The 21,366-nt window shown below is 47.1% G+C and carries 18 protein-coding genes; 4 read left to right on the top strand and 14 right to left on the bottom strand.

Going from position 1 to position 21,366, the window contains the following annotated elements; all coding sequences use genetic code 11:
- Positions 1-86: 86 nt before the first annotated feature.
- Positions 87-965, top strand: a complete 879-nt coding sequence (locus tag NSQ38_RS13220; protein WP_339789826.1) for a PhzF family phenazine biosynthesis protein — start codon at positions 87-89, stop codon at positions 963-965.
- 77 nt (positions 966-1,042) lie between these two features.
- Here the strand turns inward: NSQ38_RS13220 and NSQ38_RS13215 are convergent, their stop codons facing one another.
- The 5 genes from NSQ38_RS13215 to NSQ38_RS13195 all read right to left on the bottom strand — a co-directional run bounded on the left by NSQ38_RS13215 (position 1,043) and on the right by NSQ38_RS13195 (position 5,332).
- Positions 1,043-1,987: an alpha/beta hydrolase gene (locus NSQ38_RS13215; RefSeq protein WP_339789823.1), complete on the bottom strand. Its 945-nt coding sequence runs from the start codon at positions 1,985-1,987 to the stop codon at positions 1,043-1,045.
- A 111-nt stretch (positions 1,988-2,098) separates the two neighbouring features.
- Positions 2,099-2,815 carry an expansin EXLX1 family cellulose-binding protein gene (locus tag NSQ38_RS13210; RefSeq protein ID WP_339789820.1) on the bottom strand — a complete coding sequence of 239 codons (717 nt, stop codon included), beginning with the start codon at positions 2,813-2,815 and terminating at the stop codon, positions 2,099-2,101.
- Between the two features lie 338 nt (positions 2,816-3,153).
- Positions 3,154-4,359 (bottom strand): cation:proton antiporter, encoded by a 1,206-nt coding sequence (locus NSQ38_RS13205; RefSeq protein ID WP_127550026.1) that lies wholly within the window; start codon positions 4,357-4,359, stop codon positions 3,154-3,156.
- Between the two features lie 3 nt (positions 4,360-4,362).
- The gene (locus tag NSQ38_RS13200) at positions 4,363-4,869 is read right to left on the bottom strand and encodes a cation:proton antiporter regulatory subunit (RefSeq protein WP_339789817.1); all 507 of its coding nucleotides are present in this window, start codon (positions 4,867-4,869) and stop codon (positions 4,363-4,365) included.
- Entirely contained in the window at positions 4,859-5,332 is a 474-nt protein-coding gene (locus tag NSQ38_RS13195; protein ID WP_339789814.1) for a GreA/GreB family elongation factor, read from the bottom strand. Before NSQ38_RS13195 ends, NSQ38_RS13200 begins: the two co-directional genes overlap by 11 nt.
- Positions 5,333-5,720: 388 nt before the next feature.
- On the opposite strand from NSQ38_RS13195, the gene gdhA reads away from it, so the two are divergent.
- Together gdhA and NSQ38_RS13185 are read left to right on the top strand one after the other, a co-directional pair.
- The gene (gene gdhA / locus NSQ38_RS13190; RefSeq protein ID WP_339789812.1) at positions 5,721-7,106 is read left to right on the top strand and encodes an NADP-specific glutamate dehydrogenase; all 1,386 of its coding nucleotides are present in this window, start codon (positions 5,721-5,723) and stop codon (positions 7,104-7,106) included.
- A gap of 186 nt (positions 7,107-7,292) precedes the next feature.
- A complete protein-coding gene (locus NSQ38_RS13185; protein ID WP_339789809.1) occupies positions 7,293-8,147 on the top strand; it encodes a pentapeptide repeat-containing protein in 855 nt (284 codons plus the stop codon).
- A 156-nt stretch (positions 8,148-8,303) separates the two neighbouring features.
- Here the strand turns inward: NSQ38_RS13185 and NSQ38_RS13180 are convergent, their stop codons facing one another.
- From NSQ38_RS13180 to NSQ38_RS13155, 6 genes are all read right to left on the bottom strand, one after another.
- Positions 8,304-9,287 (bottom strand): diaminopimelate dehydrogenase, encoded by a 984-nt coding sequence (locus NSQ38_RS13180; RefSeq protein ID WP_339789806.1) that lies wholly within the window; start codon positions 9,285-9,287, stop codon positions 8,304-8,306.
- A gap of 205 nt (positions 9,288-9,492) precedes the next feature.
- Positions 9,493-10,032: a hypothetical protein gene (locus NSQ38_RS13175; protein WP_339789803.1), complete on the bottom strand. Its 540-nt coding sequence runs from the start codon at positions 10,030-10,032 to the stop codon at positions 9,493-9,495.
- A 32-nt stretch (positions 10,033-10,064) separates the two neighbouring features.
- Positions 10,065-10,211 carry a hypothetical protein gene (locus NSQ38_RS13170; RefSeq protein WP_339789800.1) on the bottom strand — a complete coding sequence of 49 codons (147 nt, stop codon included), beginning with the start codon at positions 10,209-10,211 and terminating at the stop codon, positions 10,065-10,067.
- A 50-nt stretch (positions 10,212-10,261) separates the two neighbouring features.
- Complete coding sequence (locus tag NSQ38_RS13165; RefSeq protein WP_339789797.1) at positions 10,262-11,245, bottom strand: alpha/beta hydrolase; 984 nt, start codon at positions 11,243-11,245, stop codon at positions 10,262-10,264.
- Positions 11,246-11,477: 232 nt separating this feature from the next.
- Positions 11,478-12,233: an exodeoxyribonuclease III gene (locus NSQ38_RS13160; protein WP_339789794.1), complete on the bottom strand. Its 756-nt coding sequence runs from the start codon at positions 12,231-12,233 to the stop codon at positions 11,478-11,480.
- 249 nt (positions 12,234-12,482) lie between these two features.
- Entirely contained in the window at positions 12,483-13,040 is a 558-nt protein-coding gene (locus tag NSQ38_RS13155; protein ID WP_339789791.1) for a GNAT family protein, read from the bottom strand.
- Positions 13,041-13,172: 132 nt separating this feature from the next.
- Here NSQ38_RS13155 and solA point away from each other — a divergent pair, with 132 nt between their 5' ends.
- Positions 13,173-14,306: an N-methyl-L-tryptophan oxidase gene (gene solA / locus NSQ38_RS13150; RefSeq protein ID WP_339790523.1), complete on the top strand. Its 1,134-nt coding sequence runs from the start codon at positions 13,173-13,175 to the stop codon at positions 14,304-14,306.
- Between the two features lie 130 nt (positions 14,307-14,436).
- On the opposite strand, the gene NSQ38_RS13145 is transcribed toward solA, so the two are convergent.
- From NSQ38_RS13145 to NSQ38_RS13135, 3 genes are all read right to left on the bottom strand, one after another.
- Positions 14,437-16,281, bottom strand: coding sequence for an RICIN domain-containing protein (locus NSQ38_RS13145; RefSeq protein WP_339789788.1), 1,845 nt, complete (start codon positions 16,279-16,281; stop codon positions 14,437-14,439).
- Positions 16,282-16,475: 194 nt separating this feature from the next.
- On the bottom strand, positions 16,476-17,825 hold the full coding sequence (locus NSQ38_RS13140) for a glycoside hydrolase family 43 protein (protein WP_339789785.1): 1,350 nt from the start codon (positions 17,823-17,825) through the stop codon (positions 16,476-16,478).
- A 500-nt stretch (positions 17,826-18,325) separates the two neighbouring features.
- Complete coding sequence (locus NSQ38_RS13135; protein ID WP_339789782.1) at positions 18,326-21,361, bottom strand: beta-galactosidase; 3,036 nt, start codon at positions 21,359-21,361, stop codon at positions 18,326-18,328.
- Positions 21,362-21,366 lie beyond the last annotated feature (5 nt).

Raw genomic sequence — 21,366 nt, 5'->3', positions numbered from 1 at the left:
AACAATCGTGATATAATGTCGATTATCGATTATGTTAAATCTTAATCCAATACTGAATCCAATACTTGAACAAGCGAGGTAACGATATGGAAGTTGAAGTAAGTACATTACATGCATTTTCGGACAAGGCTCTTGGCGGAAACCCCGCAGGTGTTGTTTTACAAGCTACGCATTTGTCTGAATCCCAGATGCAGGAGGTTGCCCGACAAGTCGGGTTTTCAGAGACTGCATTTGTAATGCCATCGGATCAGGCTGATTTCAAAGTGCGTTTCTTCACTCCAAGTGATGAGGTCGATCTCTGTGGGCATGCCACGATTGCTTTATTTTATCTAATGAAGACACAGCAGCTCGTTGATGTTGGTACATACACATTGGAGACACTGGCGGGAATTCTTAAAGTCGTTATCGAAGTCAATGGAGAAGTCTATCTGTCACAGACATTGCCGGAGTTTGGGGAGATCGTGGACCGTCAGCAGATTGCCGACTCATTACGCATTTCTATGGAGGATTTACATTCCGAACTACCTGTACAGATTGTGTCTACCGGGTTACCCGATATCATGATAGCTGTTAAAAATGTTGATGTTCTAACCAAAATCGATCCTGACTTCCAGCGTATCGCTGAAATAAGCAAGACTCATCATGCCATAGGTTATCACGTGTTTACACTCGAATCAGATGCTGAGGACGTCCTGGCAGAATGCCGTAATTTTGCACCGCTTTATGATATACCGGAAGAGAGCGCGACGGGCACATCCAATGGTGCCATGCTCTGTTATTTATATCATTACAACCAGCTTACAGATCCTCATCATCACACGTATACGATCAGACAAGGGTACACCATGAACCGTCCCTCCGAGATCCGAGCCAGATTAACTTTGGACAGTTCCAATGAAATTACACAGATTCAGGTTGGCGGTAGTGCAATTCATATCAAAAACATTCAAATTCACCTCCCTTAATGGGAGGTGTTTTCCGTACTTAGGATATGTAAACTATCTTATGCGAAGCAGTGTAGTAGCCTGGCCTGTGGTCATCATTAAATTTGTTGTAAAAATCGTAGTACCGCTACCTCCAACTGGTTCAGTCCTGGCTGCTCTATAGGAAAATGGCCCGCACCCTCCAAAATGATGCATTCCTTATCGACCACCAGACGATCAAAAAAAGATTGGCTGAACCTGATCGGTGTCATGGGGTCCAGTTCAGGGTGAACCAACAGAACCGGACACTGGCTGAACTGTTCCGGACTTACCTCCGGTTTTTTATTAAGGAATGTTCTTAATAATTCCAACGGAATACGTGTATCTGCCGCTTGTGGATCATTCATGATAAGCCGGGTTAAGTCCTTGTTATTGGTAATCAGTTGCATTCGGGATACCTGCTTGACCGAAATACGTACATGATCCAGCAGACCTGGGAACAAATCCATCATCCGTTTTCCCGCCCGGCTTACCAGACGATTCGGTGCAAGCTGGTCACGCATTTCCGGATTACTCGTGTCTACAAATGTAGTTGCGATCAAACCCTTAACACGCTTGCTGCGTGCACTGGTGTGATAGGCAAGCATACCTCCGATGCTACTTCCCAATACAACGATTGGCTTGCCATCTTTTTTGTGTTCCCGTTCGATGAGTGACACAAGCAGCTCTATCCAAAGTTCGTAGTTAATACGTGTACCAAACATTGCGTAACTTAACCCATACGGCGGAAGATCTGGCGATACCACCTCGTATCCATGTCGCTGCAACATGCGGGCATACGGAGCGAGCAACCTGCCATTACCCCCCGCACCATGAATGAACAGAATCTTGATTGAAGACTCCGGTGCAGGCAAGCGATCGATATGCAGATGAACCCCATTTGACTCCCACCATTCTTCCTCAGGAGCTGTATGCTCTCCTAACCTCACTTCTTCCGGGAAAAAGCCCTGATACTGTTTCCAATAGGGATGTGTTGTCTGATATGAAGGCAAACTTTTTTTCATACGGTACATTCTCCTCTTTTCGTATACAAAAAAAAGCCGTACAGTGTACGACTTTTCGTTAAGAATACGTCTATGACCATACTTCTTTTTATAACACCTTCCGTATATCTGTCAATCGGGAAACTGTACATTGCCCGGTACGATATATGCACCGCCTGACCCATCATTAGGCAGAGCCGGGATCGTGTCATTTAATATCTGACCGCGAATATCGGTAATACGAACGTTTAGTTTTTCTTTGCCCAGTCCAGTTCCGAGGAAATGATTATAGTCTTGCTTTTCAAGATTGAGCCACGTACCATCCTTCTGTTTCACTTCGAACTTCAGCACCGGATATTTGTGATTACGAACCTGAATGGCTGCCCACCACTGACTGCTGCCTTCCTTGATCCGATAGGAGACGTTGCCTTGAATTGGGGCTTTGACCACTTTCCAACTGATATTGATTTTGCCTGCCTTTGGGTCACCAATCAGATTAAAGGCATTCGGTGAGAGATCCAGCGCTCCGCTGGCGCCCTCTGGATAGAGGTCTGTTACATAGACGGTTGTTTTGCCTTTAGGACCCTGCACCTCGAGATAGGCTCCCGCTAAAGCGGCTTTGACACCGTTATAATTGAGTTGGAACGGATTAAGTGCAGTAATTTTCATGTCCGCCGGGATGGGATCAAGCAACGCCGCACCTCCCGAGTAGCCTGAGCCTGTATACGTCGCGTAACCCTGATATGTATCGTTCCATGCAGCAGATGCTGGTAGAGCAAATAATACGAGACTGAGCAACATCCCTGTACCGGCCCATTTTAACCGTTGAAATCTACTTTTCTTGTTCATGAGCTATTCCTCCTCGTCCGTTCTCGTGTAAAATATCCATTCAACTGCTAGATTTGAATATAACATTATTTTACATAATAACTGTTTATTTTCAATCCCTCTCTACCAAATCACAACTATAGTCCTGCCCGTGGACTTGAACATTCACGACCACGCACAAGATATGGATACATACCATAATTTGGTGAAATTGATATAATAACAAGCCTGTATTGGATGGGTTCCCAGTAATAAAAAAACGTCACACCCCGGAGTAATTTCGCTCTCCGAATGGTGTGACGCCTATTAAACACTACGGTCAGAATACCCGGTCTGTCCAAGGACAGTCAGCATTTGACTCAACCCGTTTCCCTTCGTTTCATCCGCTTCCTTAGCCGCGCATACTGAGCATAGATCCGCGGAGATTCTTTTGTCAGGATAGGCCCCAGCACAGCCAGAATTAACACATACAACACGGCAAACGATTGGATGGATGCCATGAGCCCTCCCGCCTTGCCGATGTTCGCCATGATAATGGAGAATTCGCCCCGCGAGACCAGGGTAAAGCCCACATTCAACGAGGCCTTAGGGCTCATTCCAGCCAGTCTGCCAGCGATCATACCTGCACCATAGTTACTGGCGATCGTCAGAATAACAGCAATAATCGTCATGCCAACAGCTCCGCCAAGTGAAGACGGCTCGATGGTTAGGCCAAAACTGAAGAAGAAAATTGCACCAAAAAAATCTTTGAAAGGCATGATCTGATGTTCAATCCGACTGACATGTCTTGATTCGCCCAGCACAAGACCCATCATCAATGCTCCAATGGCTTCTGCTACATGCAGTGTCTCCGAGAAACCAGCCACCAGGAAGAGCAGTGTCATGACGGTAAGCAGGAACAACTCTGATGACTTGATATTCAGTGCTTTATCAATATATTTGATGCTTTTCCTGCCAATAATCAGGAACAGCACAATAAACAGCAGGGCAGACAGCGATACCAGCAGAACACTTAAGAAGGAAGTTGCCCCGCTGAGCACAAGCCCGGTCAGGATGGAGATATGAATCGCGATGAATAAATCATCAAACATGATCATGCCCATAATAATCTCTGTTTCAGGGTTTGCTGTGCGTTTCAGATCAACGAGCACTTTAGCTACAATGGCTGTAGAAGAGCTGGTCATGATCCCACAGACAACGAGAGTCTCCTGAAGGGGCAGATCCATGAACCACCCCAACAGTAATCCAGAGACAAAATTAAGCCCTACGTAGAACATGCCTCCGGTCAGAATGGCTTTACCAGACTTTAATAGACGGGAAACCGAGAACTCCAGCCCCAGGTAAAATAGCAAAAACAAAATGCCAAGCCTGCCCATAAATTCAATAAAGGTCGAACTTTCGATAAAACGTAAATCCACTATGCCGATCTGTGGTGCATGTGGTCCAACAGCCATACCAATCAAAATATAGAAAGGAATGACCGAAAATCGTAATCGTGAAGATATCAGCCCAGTAAGTGTAATCAGCGCAACGGCAATTCCCACTTCAAATATGAGCATATCCATAGGCTAAGTCCGTCCATCAGTCAACAATTGTTTGAGCTGTTTGATCTGATTCCGTTCACCAGCAACTACAATGGTAGCTCCAGCGGTAAAAGCATAATCCGGGCCTGGATTAAAATGCTTCTCCTTATCCTTGGTCACAACAGCAAGAATAACAGCGCCCGTAGCCTGACGGATGTCCAGTTCACCAATCGTCATGCCTACGCTTGCTGCGTGGGGTTCAATTCGTAACCATTCGATTAACAATCCTTCAAGCATCACTTCACGCTCATCCTGGAACTTCGGTTTATAGGTCATACCACCAACGATGGCGGCTACCGCCCGGGCTTCATCATCGTCCAAGGTGACAAGAGATACCATATCCCCCACCTCTTCAGGCGTATCCCCTGCCTCCATATGGAACAGGTCACGACGCTCGTCGTTATGAATCACAATGACCAAGTGCTCACCACTACGGGTATGCAGCCAGTATTTACGTCCGATCCCTGGTAAGTCTGTCTCTTTAAAGTGCATGATCTGCACCCCCTAAGGCCGACCCGTTCAAGGTTTCGCTTCTCAGCTCAATCCCCGTAATGCGTATCCTCATGGAACCTGATGGTGTATGAACAGACCTAACTTCCCCTTTACTGCCAAGCAGTAATTGACTCCCTACGGGAGAGAGAAAAGAAATCCGACCCTCATCTGGGTCCGTATCTTCTGGCATGACAATCATGAACGAATCTGACGTATGAAAATCGAGATATTCAAAATCAATATGACTGCCGATCAATACAGCCGAGTCCAGATCTTCATCAGGGCCCAGAAGCAGTTTTTCCACAAACTCCGTATATGCCGACAGTTGTTTTTCCAATTGTATCCGCTCTGGATCACGCACGTCGAAATAGGCGTCGAGAAATGTTCTTTTCTCTTCACCGAATGTAAATAGCTGGCTCACCAGCTTCTCTCTGCAATTATGGCGGGAAGTCCTATGGTTCATAATAGATTTCACCCCCTATACAAGCCTTGTTCTCCATGTTGATTGGCATGTTTCTCTTCATCATCTTGTTGTCCTCCTTCTGATTGTTAAAAGACCCCGGGATACGAGACCTTCTTACCATCTTACCAAAACTAATATTTTAATCCAGTATATTCGTCTAACTTGCTGTTTTATTATCATATGTGGTCATATCTTCCATTTAATAACTGAATTCTTCACATCATGTGGTAGATCCATAGAACATTTTAATTACTGCATAAAAAACATTTTATGGTTTTTTATCTCGTATTTTTATTTGCTTTACTGTATATTTAACTACAAACTTTTATTCAATTTATGCAAATAAGCATCTGAAGACTTTAACACAATAAAGGAGTGCATTGAAAAAGTGTCCACGATAACAAAAGAAACTACAGAGTCCGTTCAAGTTACTGCCGCAGAATATGTTCATGCCGTTTATGAGTCGGTTGTCGCCAGAAATCCGCATGAAGACGAGTTCCATCAAGCTGTCAAAGAAATTCTGGATTCCCTTATTCCTGTGATTGAAGCACATCCCAAATACAGGAACCATAGTCTGCTGGAACAGCTTGTTGAGCCCGAACGTGTAATCACATTCCGTGTCCCATGGGTAGATGATCAGGGCAAAGTTCAGGTTAACCGTGGATTCCGGGTGCAATTCAACAGTGCCATTGGTCCTTACAAAGGCGGACTTCGCTTCCACCCTTCTGTATACTCGGGCATCATCAAGTTCCTTGGTTTTGAACAGATCTTCAAAAATGCGTTGACCGGTCTGCCCATTGGCGGTGGTAAAGGCGGTTCTGACTTCGATCCCAAAGGAAAATCGGATCTGGAAGTTATGCGTTTCACGCAAAGCTTCATGACAGAGCTGTACAAATATATCGGTTCCGATACGGATGTACCGGCAGGTGACATTGGTGTAGGCGCAAGGGAAATCGGTTACATGTTCGGTCAATACAAACGTATCCATGGCGGGCATGAAGCAGGCGTATTGACAGGTAAAGGACTGCTGTACGGAGGAAGCTTGGCACGTAAGGAAGCGACTGGCTTCGGCTGTGTGTACTTCGTTAAGGAGATGTTACAATCCAAGGGGCTTAGCTTCCAAGACAGCACAGTCGTTGTCTCTGGCTCTGGTAATGTGTCCATCTATGCCATTCAGAAGGCACAGGAGCTTGGAGCTACAGTCGTGGCGTGTAGTGACTCAGGTGGCTACATACACGATCCACAAGGCATCAACCTGGATACCGTGAAACGTCTGAAAGAGGTTGATCGTCTTCGCATCAGCGAATACATCAAAGAACATCCGCATGCTACATATACCGAAGGCTGTGAAGGCATCTGGTCTATTCCTTGTGATATTGCTCTTCCATGTGCAACGCAAAACGAGATCGATGAAGAAGCTGCTGCCCTGCTGGTTAAAGGTGGCGTGAAGGCCATTGGCGAAGGCGCAAATATGCCTTCCACCCTGGCTGCCATTGACGTCTTCCACGGCGCAGGTGTGCTGTTCGGTCCAGCCAAAGCGGCTAATGCCGGCGGTGTAGCCGTGTCTGCTCTTGAAATGTCACAGAACAGCATGCGGTTGTCCTGGTCATTTGAAGAAGTAGACGCCAAGCTGCATGACATCATGAAGAACATCTACACCAGTTGTGTAGAAGCTGCTGAAGAGTATGGCTGTGAAGGCAACCTCGTAGCCGGAGCGAATATCGCCGGTTTCCTCAAGGTAGCGGATTCCATGATCGCTCAAGGTGTAGTTTAAGTTAAATACAGAATAACATGGAGAGATACCTGAATAACGGTAGGTTTCTCCACAATCGAAGGGCGTTCCTATTCACTTGAGGAACGCCCTTTTTTCCTTGTTTTCAATTGCTCTAATCGCAGGGCAATGGTAAAGTGTTACTGACGTAATTCCATCTATTTGTACTATTATAAGGAAGTGTTTACATTGTCTAACCAACCATATGCCAGCACTGCGAGTCCGCATCTGAGCGCAGACTGTGAGCAATGTTTTGGGCTGTGCTGTGTTGCCTTGCCCTACGGCAAGTCATCTGACTTTGCTTTTGAAAAGGCTAGCGGTACCCCCTGTCCCAATCTGCGCACGGACAATCGCTGCGGTATCCATACACAGCTTCGGCAGAAAGGGTTCAAAGGCTGTACGGTGTATGACTGTTTCGGAGCTGGACAAAAGCTGTCTCAAGTAACATACGCGGGTAAGGATTGGCGAGATCATCCGGAGTCTGCAAGCGAGATGTTTGATTGTCTGCCTGCCTTGCGACAACTCCATGAGTTGCTCAGTTATATGAAGGAAATGATGATGAGACCGGAAACGTCATCCCTTCACTCCGCATTCAGTGAGTTATATGAGGAGATTGAGCGCTTGAGTAATCTGGAGCCTGCGGCCCTCCTACGTCTGGACATCGCCGATTATCGGTCCACGGTGAATCAACTCTTGGTTCAGGCAAGTGAGATGGTACGCGCGCATGTGCCATCTACCTCTCAAGGACAAGGGAAGTCGAAGAAGAGCAAAAAACGTACCGGAAGTGACTTTTTTGGTGCCAACTTAAAAGGGGCTGACCTGCGGGGCGCAAGCTTCCGAGGGGCTTTAATGATCGCAGCCAACCTTCAACATGCAGATATACGAAATGCCGATTGGATTGGCGCGGACTTGCGGGATACGGATCTGGGCGGTGCAGACCTGCGAGGTGGCATCTTCCTCACGCAATCGCAGATTAATGCAGCGAAAGGTAATGTGAATACCAAGTTGCCGAATCATCTCAACATTCCCTCACACTGGGTGTAGGGTGCCATTTCCGCAAGAGCACGAGCAAAAATACAGGCAGGAATGTACCTGCTAATTCATATGAATGTATGAATCGGATACCGCAATAGTAAAAAAACAGCTCGTCCTTTATATCCAAGGACGAGCTGTTTGTTATTGAAACTATAGGAATCAGAATTATAACAAGTCGCGGCGAAGATCTTCAGCCGATTTCGGAGACAAGTGACCAAGCGGAATATCAAATACCGTTTTCGCTCCCTTATGTCCTTCCATGCTCAAGCGTTGTGCGGCTCTTGCATACGCAACAAGTACACTCGCTGTAAATTCAGGATTGCTGTCGAGTTTCAGACCGAATTCAATAATTTGCTTTTGACCGGCACCTGTAACTCCACTGCGAATTACAAATCCACCATGCGGCATGCCTTCATGCTCGGATTTCAATTCTTCTTCGGTAATGAATGTTACCGTTGTATCGTAATCTGCAAAGTAGTTAGGCATCGACACAATCGTTTCACGGATCTCATCCTGATTAGCACCATCTTCTGCTACTACATAACATTGACGCAGATGTTTCTCGCGTGTAGACAGCTCTGGTGTCTCCCCTGCACGAATGCGGTTGATTACCTCTTCAACAGGTACAGTATACTGTACACCCGCCTTAACGCCTGGAACACGACGAATGGCATCAGAGTGGCCCTGACTCACACCTTTGCCCCAGAACGTGTACTCTTTTCCTTCTGGTAGGATGGACTGTGCAAGTAGACGGTTCATCGAGAACAAGCCTGGGTCCCAACCTGTGGAAATGACACTTACGTGACCGCCTTGCTCTGCCGCAGCATTCACTTCTTTGTAGAATTCAGGAATCTTCGCATGTGTATCGAAGCTATCTACCGTATTGAACAACTTGGCAATAGCTGGTGTCTGCTCTGGAAGGTCCGTTGCAGAACCACCACAGAGGATCATAACATCGATCTTGCCTATGTATTGCTCCGCTGCAGAGATATGCTCAAAACGTACTTCTGTGCTTTCAGCAACCATCTGTTCTGGATTACGACGTGTAAACACAGCAATCAGTTCCAGATCCTCGTTCTGGGAAATGGCTTTCTCTACACCTTTACCCAAGTTACCGTAACCAACAATACCCACTCTAATCATGTTCAATCCTCTCCTGTCTTCTTCTATAGTTGTCTATTAATCTATTATAATGATATAACATACCATGTAACCTGTCAGGTTTCCAGTTCGAAATAAAAATACCTTGCAGCGGTGCAGCAATAATGCGGCTCCGCATGCAAGGTAGTATGGTGTTCATTCGTTATTTTAGGAAGAAAGAAAGCAGGAACGAACAATAACCCTTATCTTGTATTTATGATTCTGTCCAGGTCAACGTCAGTTCAATGACGCCTTCCTGCCCTGCCAATGTTCCTCCAATCAGGGACCAGACATCCTGCGTATCCGGGTCAGTTCCCTGAATAATAATATTTTTGTCATCGATCGTCTGACCCGCATCCGTCAACTTTTTGGCGTTGAAGTAATCTTTATACAGCTGGGATACGGTTTTCATATCTTGTTCAGTGGAGAAAATCACTATGGCTGATTGCTTGCCTTCGTTCTCACCCGAATTGGCTAAACGAATCGTTGCATCTTCCGGCAATGGGAAATCAGTTGGCAAGTTCTCCGGCAACTCGTTACTTCCAGCAGTCGTACCTTCCGTCTCGGTCACTCCACTTGATGTTGCTTCGCTTGCACCTTCATTAGTCGCTTGTTCACCAGTTCCGGAGGAAACTTTGGTATCCACCTTCTCCGTTTCACCTGTCGGTTCGTCTGCTGCACTGCTGCAAGCACTCAAGGCCACCATCATCGCCAGTGCCGCACAGACTAATACATAATTCCTTCTCTTCACCATCCGTTATCACTCCTTCTTCTTCGTTTTAAGTGCTAATCTCGCTCAACCGACTGGATTACAGGCACCGCATGAACATTATTCTTGACCCATATCACAGATACAGATAATACACTTAAAGACAATAGACAACTGGCTACGAGAATGGAGAGGAACCGGGTAATCACTCTAAACTCTTTCATCCATCCCTCCTCCTCATCCTGTTCATCATGTGTTTGTGGGATCATCTTACTCATAAGTCACTGGACGTTGTCACTAATTTCATAATTTCGGCGGCAACAATATCCGGCTGACTTCTGTGGATACTGTGTTTCGCGTGTGGAACCGTCAGCTGTGTTCCGTGTGTTGACCATGAAGCAAAACCCGCTTGATCGGCCTGCCATGCCTGACTGTCCTCATCCGACTCCTCCGAACCGGCTGTGAGGATCGTCAAGGGAAAGCCAAACTGCGTTTTGTTCTCAAGCACACACGCAGCATTTGTTCTGGAATTCCGAACCTCTTCCATGACATTATCATTGTACGCATGTCTCAGCGTGGATATCGTGACGGCTTTTTTCATCGGTTCCGTTACCAGTTTTGGGTCTATGACCAGAGATGCCATCATGTGATCCGACTGCAGCAATGTTCGTGCAATGCCTGTTTTCACCAGAAAACGGGACCAATCCATCATCCATTCTGGTGTATTCAGGTCTGTACGACTGTAATACTCCGGGCTTCCGCCATCAATCATGACCATGCCAGCTACCTCATCAGGATACCTTTGCGCGAACCGTAGTGTCTCCAGCGCACCCAGGGAGTGACCGACCATGATGTAAGGTGGACGTTGACCGGATGTCCGCAGTAATTGGTGGATCTCTTCCGAGATGGTGTCGACATCACGAGGTTCATCCGTATAATCGCTGTATCCATACCCGAACCGATCATATACCGCAATTTTCACCTGTGATTTCAACTTGTCATATAGCGGACTGAAATCCACATACGGATTGGGTGTACCCCAGCCTGAGGCAAATACCACCGTGACCTCTCCTTTGCCAGCGGTGTAGAGGTGCATGTTGCGACCACTCACCTCATAATACTTGCCTGGCGGAGGATAAGACTTCATATCCTGCGTGGATTGATACGCTTCGTACGCTGTACCTGCCAGCAGCAAAAGTCCTGTGGCAAGCATGATGCCTCCCAACACCTTTAACCCTCTCCGTAACCCCTTCTTCATCTTCTCTACCCCTTACCCCAAAGGTTCATCTATATATGTATGCTTCAATCGTACCCAAGAAATAGCAGGATTGAAACAATCCCGAGTCCAGTCCTTTCCCCAACCAAAGTCCAGTCTCATTCCCCTACCTATGACACAAAGAAACTGCAAATTTCCCATTAAGGAAACTTGCAGTTCATTTAAACTTGGATTCTAAAATTCATACCTCAATCTATCTCACGATGATCCTTACCTATAGTTGCAATGTAAGACCCACCGGGCAATGATCACTGCCCATCACATGGCAGTCGATATGTGCATCTGCCACCTTCGGTGCCAATTGATTGGATACGAGAAAATAATCAATGCGCCAGCCCACATTCCGTTCTCTGACTTTTGGCATATAAGACCACCAGCTGTACACATCCGTACGATCCGGGTACAGATGGCGGAAGCTGTCCACATAACCAGAAGCAAGCAAATCGGTCATCTTGCTACGCTCTTCCAGCGTAAATCCCGAGTTGCCCAGATTGGGCTTTGGATTCTTCAGATCAATCTCCTGATGAGCCACATTCAGATCACCACAGACGATAACCGGCTTGACCTGCTCCAGCTGCAGGATATATCCCCGGAATCGGTCCTCCCATTCCAGACGGTAAGGCAGTCGGGTCAGATCCCGCTTCGCGTTAGGTGTATAAACGTTCACCAGATAAAAATCATCATACTCCAGTGTAATCATCCGGCCTTCCGGTTCACTGTCTTCCTCCATCCCGTAACGAACGGATATAGGCTTGATGCGGCTAAATACAGCCGTACCGGAATATCCTTTTTTGATCGCATAATTCCAATATTGATAAACATCTTCCCCCAGGTCCATCTCAATCTGTCCGGCTTGCAATTTGGTCTCCTGAAGGCAGAAAATGTCCGCCTGACTCTCCTGATAATAATCCATAAATCCTTTGGTCACACATGCCCTTAAGCCATTCACATTCCAGGACACCAGCTTCATATCCTCATCTCCTCACATCTCTCCAATATAGCACGGGCGAATTCAGGAGGACAAGGTTCACGACATGGAAATGAGATGAAGTTCGCTCAGAGCAAGTTATCAGCTAGGACAATCTGCCAAATCAGATATGGACAATACACCCCTCCACGAGGGGTAAAATGAAAAAGACCGGAGCAGTATCCGGTCTTCATTCGGCCGCAGGGAAGTGCGGCCTTTTGCCTTAGTGCAATCCTTATGGGGCTAGCTTGACTATATTTCACTTCGTAACTTGGAGAACACCGCAAGGTCAATATATCTGCCTTTCTCAAACTCATGTTGCCGCAGTACACCTTCCTGTTGAAAACCAAGTTTGTGTAACAGGCGAATTGACGCCTCGTTCTCCGGTTCAACCTTCGCTTCAATCTTGTTGAGCTGCATATTTGTGAATCCAAAATGTAACACAGCATGTGCCACTTCCGTCATCACACCGCGGCCCCAGAAAGAGGAACGCAAGTCGTATCCAATCTCTGCACGGTTATGTACATCTTCATAGTTCAGGAACCCACAGGTTCCGATCACTTTACGAGTTTCACGGTCTTCAATCATCCAGCGTAAACCCGTGTGTTCCTTGAAAATCTTCGTATACCAGTTCATCTCACCCTGTGCATCCTCCACGGATTCAAAGGGAGTGAATGGCATATATTGAACCACAGCTTCATCCGAATATAACGCCACCAGATCATGGCTGTCCTCAGCCTCTGCCGACCGGAGGATGAATCGTTCTGTCTGAATTAATGGAAATAGATCAAACCTAAATTGCTCACTCATGCTTGGTCTCCTTTGCAACATTTATTGTAGAAGTCCATTTTACTACACTTGCCTTCATCAAGCTTTTACTATTAATATGTTCTATTAAGGCATTACTGTAGAAAAGGATTGATAAGGAGAGGACGTGCTATTATCACACAATCATATGACGTTATTATCGTTGGAGCCGGCTCCATGGGTATGAGTGCTGGGTATTATCTATCGCGCAGTGGATGCAAAACTTTATTAATTGATGCCTTTGATCCTCCGCATACGGAAGGAAGCCATCATGGAGATACCAGACTGATGCGCCATGTGTACAGTGGTGGGCCTGACTATATTGCCATGGCATTACTTGCACAGAAGTTATGGCACGAGCTGGAGGAAACGACCGGAGACCAACTGTTTGTTCCTTCCGGTGTAATAAATGTGGTTGATCCAGAGATTCATTCCTTCCACAACCGATTGAGCCATGCAGATGATGCAGGTATTCGGTATGAAACGTTGCACGCAGCCGAGGTGATGAAACGCTGGCCAGGTATTACAATACCTGAACATTACGAGGGCATGTATGAGCCTGATGCGGGTTATCTGTATAGTGAACCCTGTATTCGTGCCTTCCGCAAAGCAGCCGAGACTCACGGTGCCACCTTGTTAACGCACACGCTTGTGGAGCATATCGAATACGGACCACATTCCGTTGCAGTTCAGACTTCAGGTGGTGAGACATACCATGCAAATCAAATCATCCTGAGCGCTGGCGCCTGGTTTCAGACATTAAAACCTTTTGTGGATCTCCCCATTCAGGCAGTGCGTAAAACGGTTGGATGGTTTGATGCACCAGGAGCCTTGTATGGCGAGGCACACTTCCCCGGTTTTACACTGGCAGGAAAAGAAGGTACATATTATGGATTTCCAAGCATTGGCGGATCAGGTCTGAAGATGGGTCGTCATGATACGGGCCAAATGTGGACACCAGGAAGTACAATGGCTCCTTTTGGTACGGAAGAAACGGACGAGGGGGATCTGCGCAGGCTGCTCGAACTTCATATGCCTCAGGCAGCTGGGGAATTGAAACGTGGTAGTGTGTGCAAGTATGAATTCACTTCGGATGAAGATTTTATTATCGACCGACACCCTGCCCATGAACGTGTGTGGCTGGCAGGCGGTTTCTCCGGTCACGGCTTCAAGTTTGCAAGTGCCATTGGGCAGATTCTATCCGACTTGGTGCAAACGGGGCACACGGATCAGGATATTAGCAGGTTCACCCTATCCCGTTTTCGTTAAGTACCAGCTGGGTGGATGAATATATGTATGTCTAAAATAGCTACTTTCCTTGAGGGTGCAGTGTCGCTTAGAGCACTGCACCTCCAAGAAAGAAGGACACGTAACAACGTTTAATTCATGCGTACTCACACTAATTAACTTTGACTAGGCTCCATTGCTGATTGGCCCCGCCATTGTCGGCCCACTGAATCGTGGAGGCACCTGCGGTTAGAGACCCTTGATTGATGTCAACCGTCAGGCCACTGTTTCGATTCGCAAGTACCACATATCCTCCCACATCAATTGGCAGCCATTGCTGGTTGTTGCCCCCGTTATCCTGCCACTGAATCAGAGCGGCTCCGCCTTGTGTAGAACCCGAATTCACATCCAGCAAAAGCCCACTGCCCACATTGCGGATGTTGTAATATCCGTTACCTGCCGACTCCAGCTTCCACTGCTGGTTGGCTGCTCCATTATCATTCCACTGAATGATCGTTGCCCCACCCGTAGAAGAAGCACCGTTAACATCAAGTGCAAGTCCACTATTGCGGTTGATTAATTTGTAGATTGCCCCGGATTCATATCCTGTACCACCATTGTAAGTTGCACCGGAAATGACGTAAGTTGTGACCGAGTTAGCCTTGGCCGTAGCGGTAAAGGTTTTATTTTGCACCGAAATATTGGTCAGTTGCTGCAACTTCTCTGTTGAAGAGGTCCGATATACTTGAGCAGACGTGCCTGTGTTAGTAAAACGACTGAGATCATAGGTTACCGTTGTATCCGTCGATTCCGAATTGGTTGTAACCAGCACTACTTTGCCGGAAGCTGCATCATAGGCTGCAAGGGTATTGGCATCACTCATGCCGATAATCTTGTACCCAGGACGAATAAATTTGCTGTAGTTGCCCATGACATAATATTTTTGGTTCACGGTGTAACTGGTCGTTTGCGTATTGTTCAACACGTTCTTGAAGAATCCCCATCCTTCTGCACTATCCACGGCTTGCCAATACACCCATCCACTTGCGCCCATATTACGAATATCCTTGAGGATGGTCCGTGACATCGTAAGTCCACTTGCATCCCCATCTCCATATTCCGAGGTCCACAGATGTTTGCCCGCAGACGTCGCTGTGTTGCGTAAAGCAGTACGATTACTTCCGCCATACGTATGGGTGTTGATCTGAGTGATCGCTGATTTAACTGCATTGCTGTAGCTGTTGAACGACACATTGGTATCATCGATACTGTATTCTTCCGGTGCGCTCAGCTTCGTGGACAGGCCCTTCGCATTCAATGAAGCTTGTACCTGACTCAGAATGGTGTTCTGATCCGCCAGGTCAAAGTGCATGCCCTCCTGGTCATTGCCCTGCTTCCACCACGTCGAGATCGGTTCATTCAGCGGAGTTACACTATCAAATGTGATCCCCCAGTTATCCCGAAAATGCTTCACAACCTCGGTTAAGTAATCAGCAAAATCATCGTAGTAATCAGGCTTGAGGTTGTTCCCACCATTGGCCGAACCGGACACATTACCACTGATCGTCATCCAGTAAGGTGCGGAATTCGCAAAAGCTTCGATGACATTCACACCTTGTGCTTTGGCAGCTTGCAGCATATATCGTTGGTTTGCATCTGCATTCCAGTCATACACGCCGGGAGAAGGCTGGTAACCAGGAACGGCTTTGCGATATTCGAGGATATTGGATGATGGATTATCCCCGCCTCCAATGTTGTACCGCAGGATGTTCAGCCCGAGTCCGGTATTTGCATTGAACATTTTCTCCACATACTCATCCCGATTGGAATATTCTCCAACCACTTTGCCCCACCACGCGAGGGATGTTCCCCATCCTTCCATCGTCTGATATTGCTTTGATGGATCGGCAATAGCCGTGGTTGCTCCTGCAGCAGATACCTCTGTCCCCAGACCCAAACTGCCTGTTAGCAGACTTCCTGCCAGCAGCAGCGAGCTCATTCGTTTTAACCACTTCATCCGCTTCACTCCTTATGAATTTACACTTGCACTCCGATGTCAGAACAACTTTCCGATCGCTGTTATCCCCAGATTTTTAATTATTCTTAAAAAGGGGAAAATCCGGGGATAAACGCGCACGCTTCGCTTCTTCAAGTTATTTCTGACCTCTCCGTTATCGTGTAAATGTATAGTTTAATTTAGAAAATAAACACCTATTGTTGTGCAACCTCTCTGAAGGTCGCGTCTGACTTATCTAGTGCGGTAACGACAGCTTCCAATTTCAGCACTTTATTGTAATGTCTCAGATACAGGTTCGGGTTACTAAACGACGCATACGATGTCCAGCTGGCATTAGCAAGTCCATTTACACGTTTGAACGTGGCGTCATTTCGGAATGTAGCGCTGCCGTCATTTTTCACGAGTGTAATGTTGCCATTATTATTGCGCAGGAAATAACCCGGATAATTCATGGACTCAAACGAAATGCCTGTTGCATTTGACAGCCCGGGAACGATACGGAATTGTGCATCCTCCGCCGGACTGACACCCGCATCAATCCGGGCCTGATAGTTGTAGTGACGAATGAAGCTGCCAGGCACATTGAAGGACTCCAGCTTGCGGATATCACCCGGCTGTCCGGACTCTTTCAATACGGTCATATGCCGGACCAGTCCGGTAAGACCTGCAATCTCTTGCTTGGCACCCCAAGTCTGGAAGTTGTCAGCAGAGTCGCTGTAATAATATTTTTGTGTCGCATAGCCGTCAAAGTAGATTCGCCATGAACCATTATCCAGCTGAACAAGCGCCGGACCTTCCACCCAAGATCCCCAACCTGCCCAATCCCCTGTGCCTTTAAAGGTATAAGGACCCGTTAGCGAGGTGGATGTCGCATATTCAATGTATTTGGTGGTCTCGTTTTTGGTAAAAGCATGATAGGTTGAGCCTGTCTTCACGATAAACGTATCGATATAATTGGGAGCAATGCCCGCCAGTTCAGTAGGGGCAGACCATGAGGTAGATGTTAGATTGCTACCTGAAGCTGTGAGTACATAAGGTTTGAAATTCTCATAGTTGCCTGGTGAGAGGGACACGATAATGTTCAGACTGCCGTTGCTGTCTTTGAACCATTCTGGTGCCCAGGTGTGTGCAATTGTGGTAGGTGTGGATAAAGTAATATTACGGACAAATGTCCAGTTTACCTTATCCGGGCTGGAGGCGATGCCGATGGTGTTACCCGACCAGTTCGTGGTATAGACGACGTAATATAGACCATCTGTGTGCTTCATGATGCTGGGATCGCGAATCAGATTGGCCGGAGGTGTATAGGCTGGCCCTTTCAGCAAACCATAGTGGGTCGCATTATACGATTCATAGATATACATATTGGACTCACTTGTGTTCGTAAAGGCGGATATCGTATAAACACTTGTCGCTGCTCTGGCTGTATTGGGGAATAACATCGTTAATAGAAGCAATGTTCCGAGCAGCAGGATCATTCCGGCCTTGAAACCGCTGGACTTTTCTACTCCTATTCCTATCCCCTCTTCCTTCTTCGTCAACATTGGGTCATCTCCTTATCCATGATTAAATGGAATAATTAATTAGACTTAACATACCCTATGGCAGAATACACGTTATCTTGGAGTTAACCCTCTATAAGCACAGCACACCTTACGACTACCTGTTCAAATTCCAATTACATGAAGCATCACTCCCTTCACAGATCATGGATGAACACTCTTTATATATGTAAACGGTTACAAATAATAATGCTACAAATGTTCCCTATGCTTATTGTACAGACCTGATTACCACAGTTCCCCATCCTCTTAGCCGAACTCACTCCCAAGACCGAATCCCAAGATTCACAAACCCAGGTCAATCTGGCTAAGAAAATGAGGGGGTAAAACTGCGGTAAAAATAAACTTTTGCGTTATGTGTTGCTATTTTCTAGTCCTGGTCCATTACAATAAATGGCTGCTTCAAACTCGAACGATCTCGTTCCAGTCATCGCTCCCTTGCATCTCTAAATCAATAAGACAGCTAAAGATCAATAAATGAGCTACTTCACCACAACCCATGGATAACGGGATGGCCCATCTAAAAGAAAACGTACACGTTCTGGTGTTTTACCTTCTTCATCGAACAAAAGTAATTCATTCTCTTCCTGCAGCCAGGCTACCGGGATCTTGTAATCCTCTTGCGGACCAATCTGCCAGTAACGACCCAGATGATGTCCGTTCAAGTGGATGGTTCCTTTGCTCATCCCAGTCAGGCGAAGCATCAAGTTCACCTTATGGTGCTCGGAAAGGGTAGGCTTGGTGAAACGCCAGCGGTACCAAACGGGCTGACCGTACGAGTCTTGTGCTCGGAGGGTACCAGATGTAGAGTGAGACTTCTCGCTCACCATAACACTTGAGATCCCATCGTCCGAGGTAACGGTCACCAGATTGGCAGTACAATTGCCACCTGAGGCGATACCAGGCTGTCCTGCACGCTGGATTGATCCCTGTCCAGGATGGAACGCTTCCTGTTCTACCTCGTATCTCTCCCATTGTTGGGGAAGCAATGCATCCGTCCCTGCCATACGCCAATCCTTCAGTTCGCCCTGACTTGGATACGTGATCAGTTCCAGTCGATTCAGTAATGAACGGCTATACGGCATTTCCAGTGTATTCGTCTCTCCGGGCTTGATATACAGAGATATGTCTAACGTCTGGAAGGCAAACCAATCCTGATATCCCTCCATTGGAACTTCGATGCCATTGATACAAAGACCTTTGCTCAAGGCACCCACAAGAATCGCGCGATCCATGCCATCCAGCTTAAAGCTCCTGCTGATACGTGGCGCCCCATGTATAGCGTTAACCTCATCGAGATGCACAAGTCCACTCTCCATATGCCAATCCCGACGAATATCCTGAACTTGGCCATTCAGATACACAGCACCAGCCAAACCTTTGCTCTCACCCAGATACGGGGAGAAGTTCAATCTGCCCATATGCTGCACCAGAATCTGAAGTGTGTTCTGCCCTTGGGCTACTTGTAACTGTACTCCTGCGGCACCTACCTGACGCACTAATGCCTGCTGAACACCGTTAACGATGATTCTGGCAGTATCCTGGATATCCGGCAAAATGAGGTTAGTGACCCCTTCGGTTGGACTCTCGAAATCACATTCGTACAATAAATAACCAAAATCTTGTCCATACCGGGAAAAGTCTTCCGGTTGTCCACTCGCCGGACGCTGCTTCGCAGTTAACGTAACACGTGACAGCTCAGGAGAATCAGACAATGTCGGCGCACTCGGTAATGTCCACGGAAGCTGCTGCTGTTTGCCTGCAATAGGCTTCTCGCTGGTATAGAACTCGTGACCTGTTAACGTCCGTTCTCCATCGGTCCAGTCACCAAGCAGCGTAATTGTGCGATCTGGGTCAGTAATCATACCCTTGACCTGACCAGTTGGCAATACGTCCACGTCATCGAAACCGATCACATACCGTAGTCCCTTCTGATCTGTTGCTTCCAATCGCCATGTTCGATTCATCGTTTCTTGATCCAGAATGATGAATCGGATCGGTATGCCGTTTGCTTCCAGCTGGATCGTTCCCGGCTCTTGGAAATGGAATAAATCGAAGCGGTATACGTTCCTGGCTGAATCATGTTCGACCAGCACTTGCACTGTGCTGCCCGTGACATTCAATGCCCCTGCTTCCAGTTCAACAACAGAACGCTGCCCGGCAGCGGCCACGATGAACAGGTTCAATTCTCCGTTTATCATTTCATTGCCCGTAATCATCGTACCCGCAGTCAGGTATACGTGTTCAGCAATCTGTACTCGATCCAGCAACGGAACAATCTGTCCTGGATTCAGCGATACGGGAAGAGTACGGCCCTCTTCCAGTGTAATGTGCATCGTTTCGCGTTCATCCTTGTGACTCTCCAGAAACCAAATCTTCTGGTTGTCAGTCTGTCTGCCTCGTACAGATATGCCTTCAGGATGACGTACAACGATCTGTTCTTCTGGAATTTCCTCTGTTTCCATCAGAAGGGCCCCGAAAGCATGGACGAAATAGGACAAATTCTTGGTTACTGCATATTTCGGTGTCACCCGTCCATATTCGTTCAGCGGTGCATCATAGTCATAGGACGTAATCATGAAGATGTCACTGCTACCCATCGTTCTGCCGCCATATCCACCAAAGTTCGTGCCACCATAGAACATGTAGTGACTGATTCCGGTATACCCGGCACGCAAAATCTCCATAATACGTCTCTCCAGCAAAGGCGCCGTCTTCTGAATGGCCGAAGGCCCTCCCCAATTCTCGAACCATCCGGTCCAGAATTCCGTGACCATCTTCGGGGTGTCCGGTTGTTTGGCTCGAAGTTTCTCATAATGCCCGTCAGCACCTGACCAGAAATTAGCCCCTTCAATCGTGCCTTCTGCCCCGCCAACGCAAGTGATTAGCGTAGAGTCAATGCCACGATGCAACAATCCATCTCTCAATGTGTTCATATGCTCACTTGCAGCGGCGTCATCCATCAGATACCCATATTCATTCTCAACCTGAACCAGAATGACAGTCCCCCCAGCAGATAGCTGGCGTTCCCGAATGATGGGCACAAGCTGGTCAAAATACAGATTCACATAGTGCAGATATGTCTCATTATTTTCCCGGAATTTCACGCCGTCCTTCGTACCGAGCCAGTATGGAAAACCGCCAAAATCCCATTCCGCACAGATAAACGGACCTGGACGTGCGATGACCCACATGCCTAGTTCTGTGCACAAATCCAGAAATGCTCCGCAATCGTTATCCCCTTCGAAGGACCACTGTCCTTCTTCCGGTTCATGCACGTTCCACGCAAAGTAGGTGTCGATGCAGTTCATGCCTGCCAGCTTCGCTTTCAGCAGAACCTCACGCCATTCCTCCTTTGGCATACGGAAATAATGGATCGTTGCACTGTTCAGAAATACACGCTCTCCGTTTAGGAAAAAGCTGCGTGCATCATATGTTAATTCAGATAGAACACCGTTCTCAGCCCTGGCGATGTTCTTCTCCTGTTCCTGCAGCAAAAGGGATGCTTTCTCTGTCAAAGTTA

Origin of the sequence: Paenibacillus sp. FSL R7-0313, assembly GCF_037969885.1 — a bacterium.
Taxonomy (GTDB): domain Bacteria; phylum Bacillota; class Bacilli; order Paenibacillales; family Paenibacillaceae; genus Paenibacillus.
Note: the sequence above shows the minus strand (reverse complement) of the source record. Positions and strands in the feature narration are given on the sequence as shown.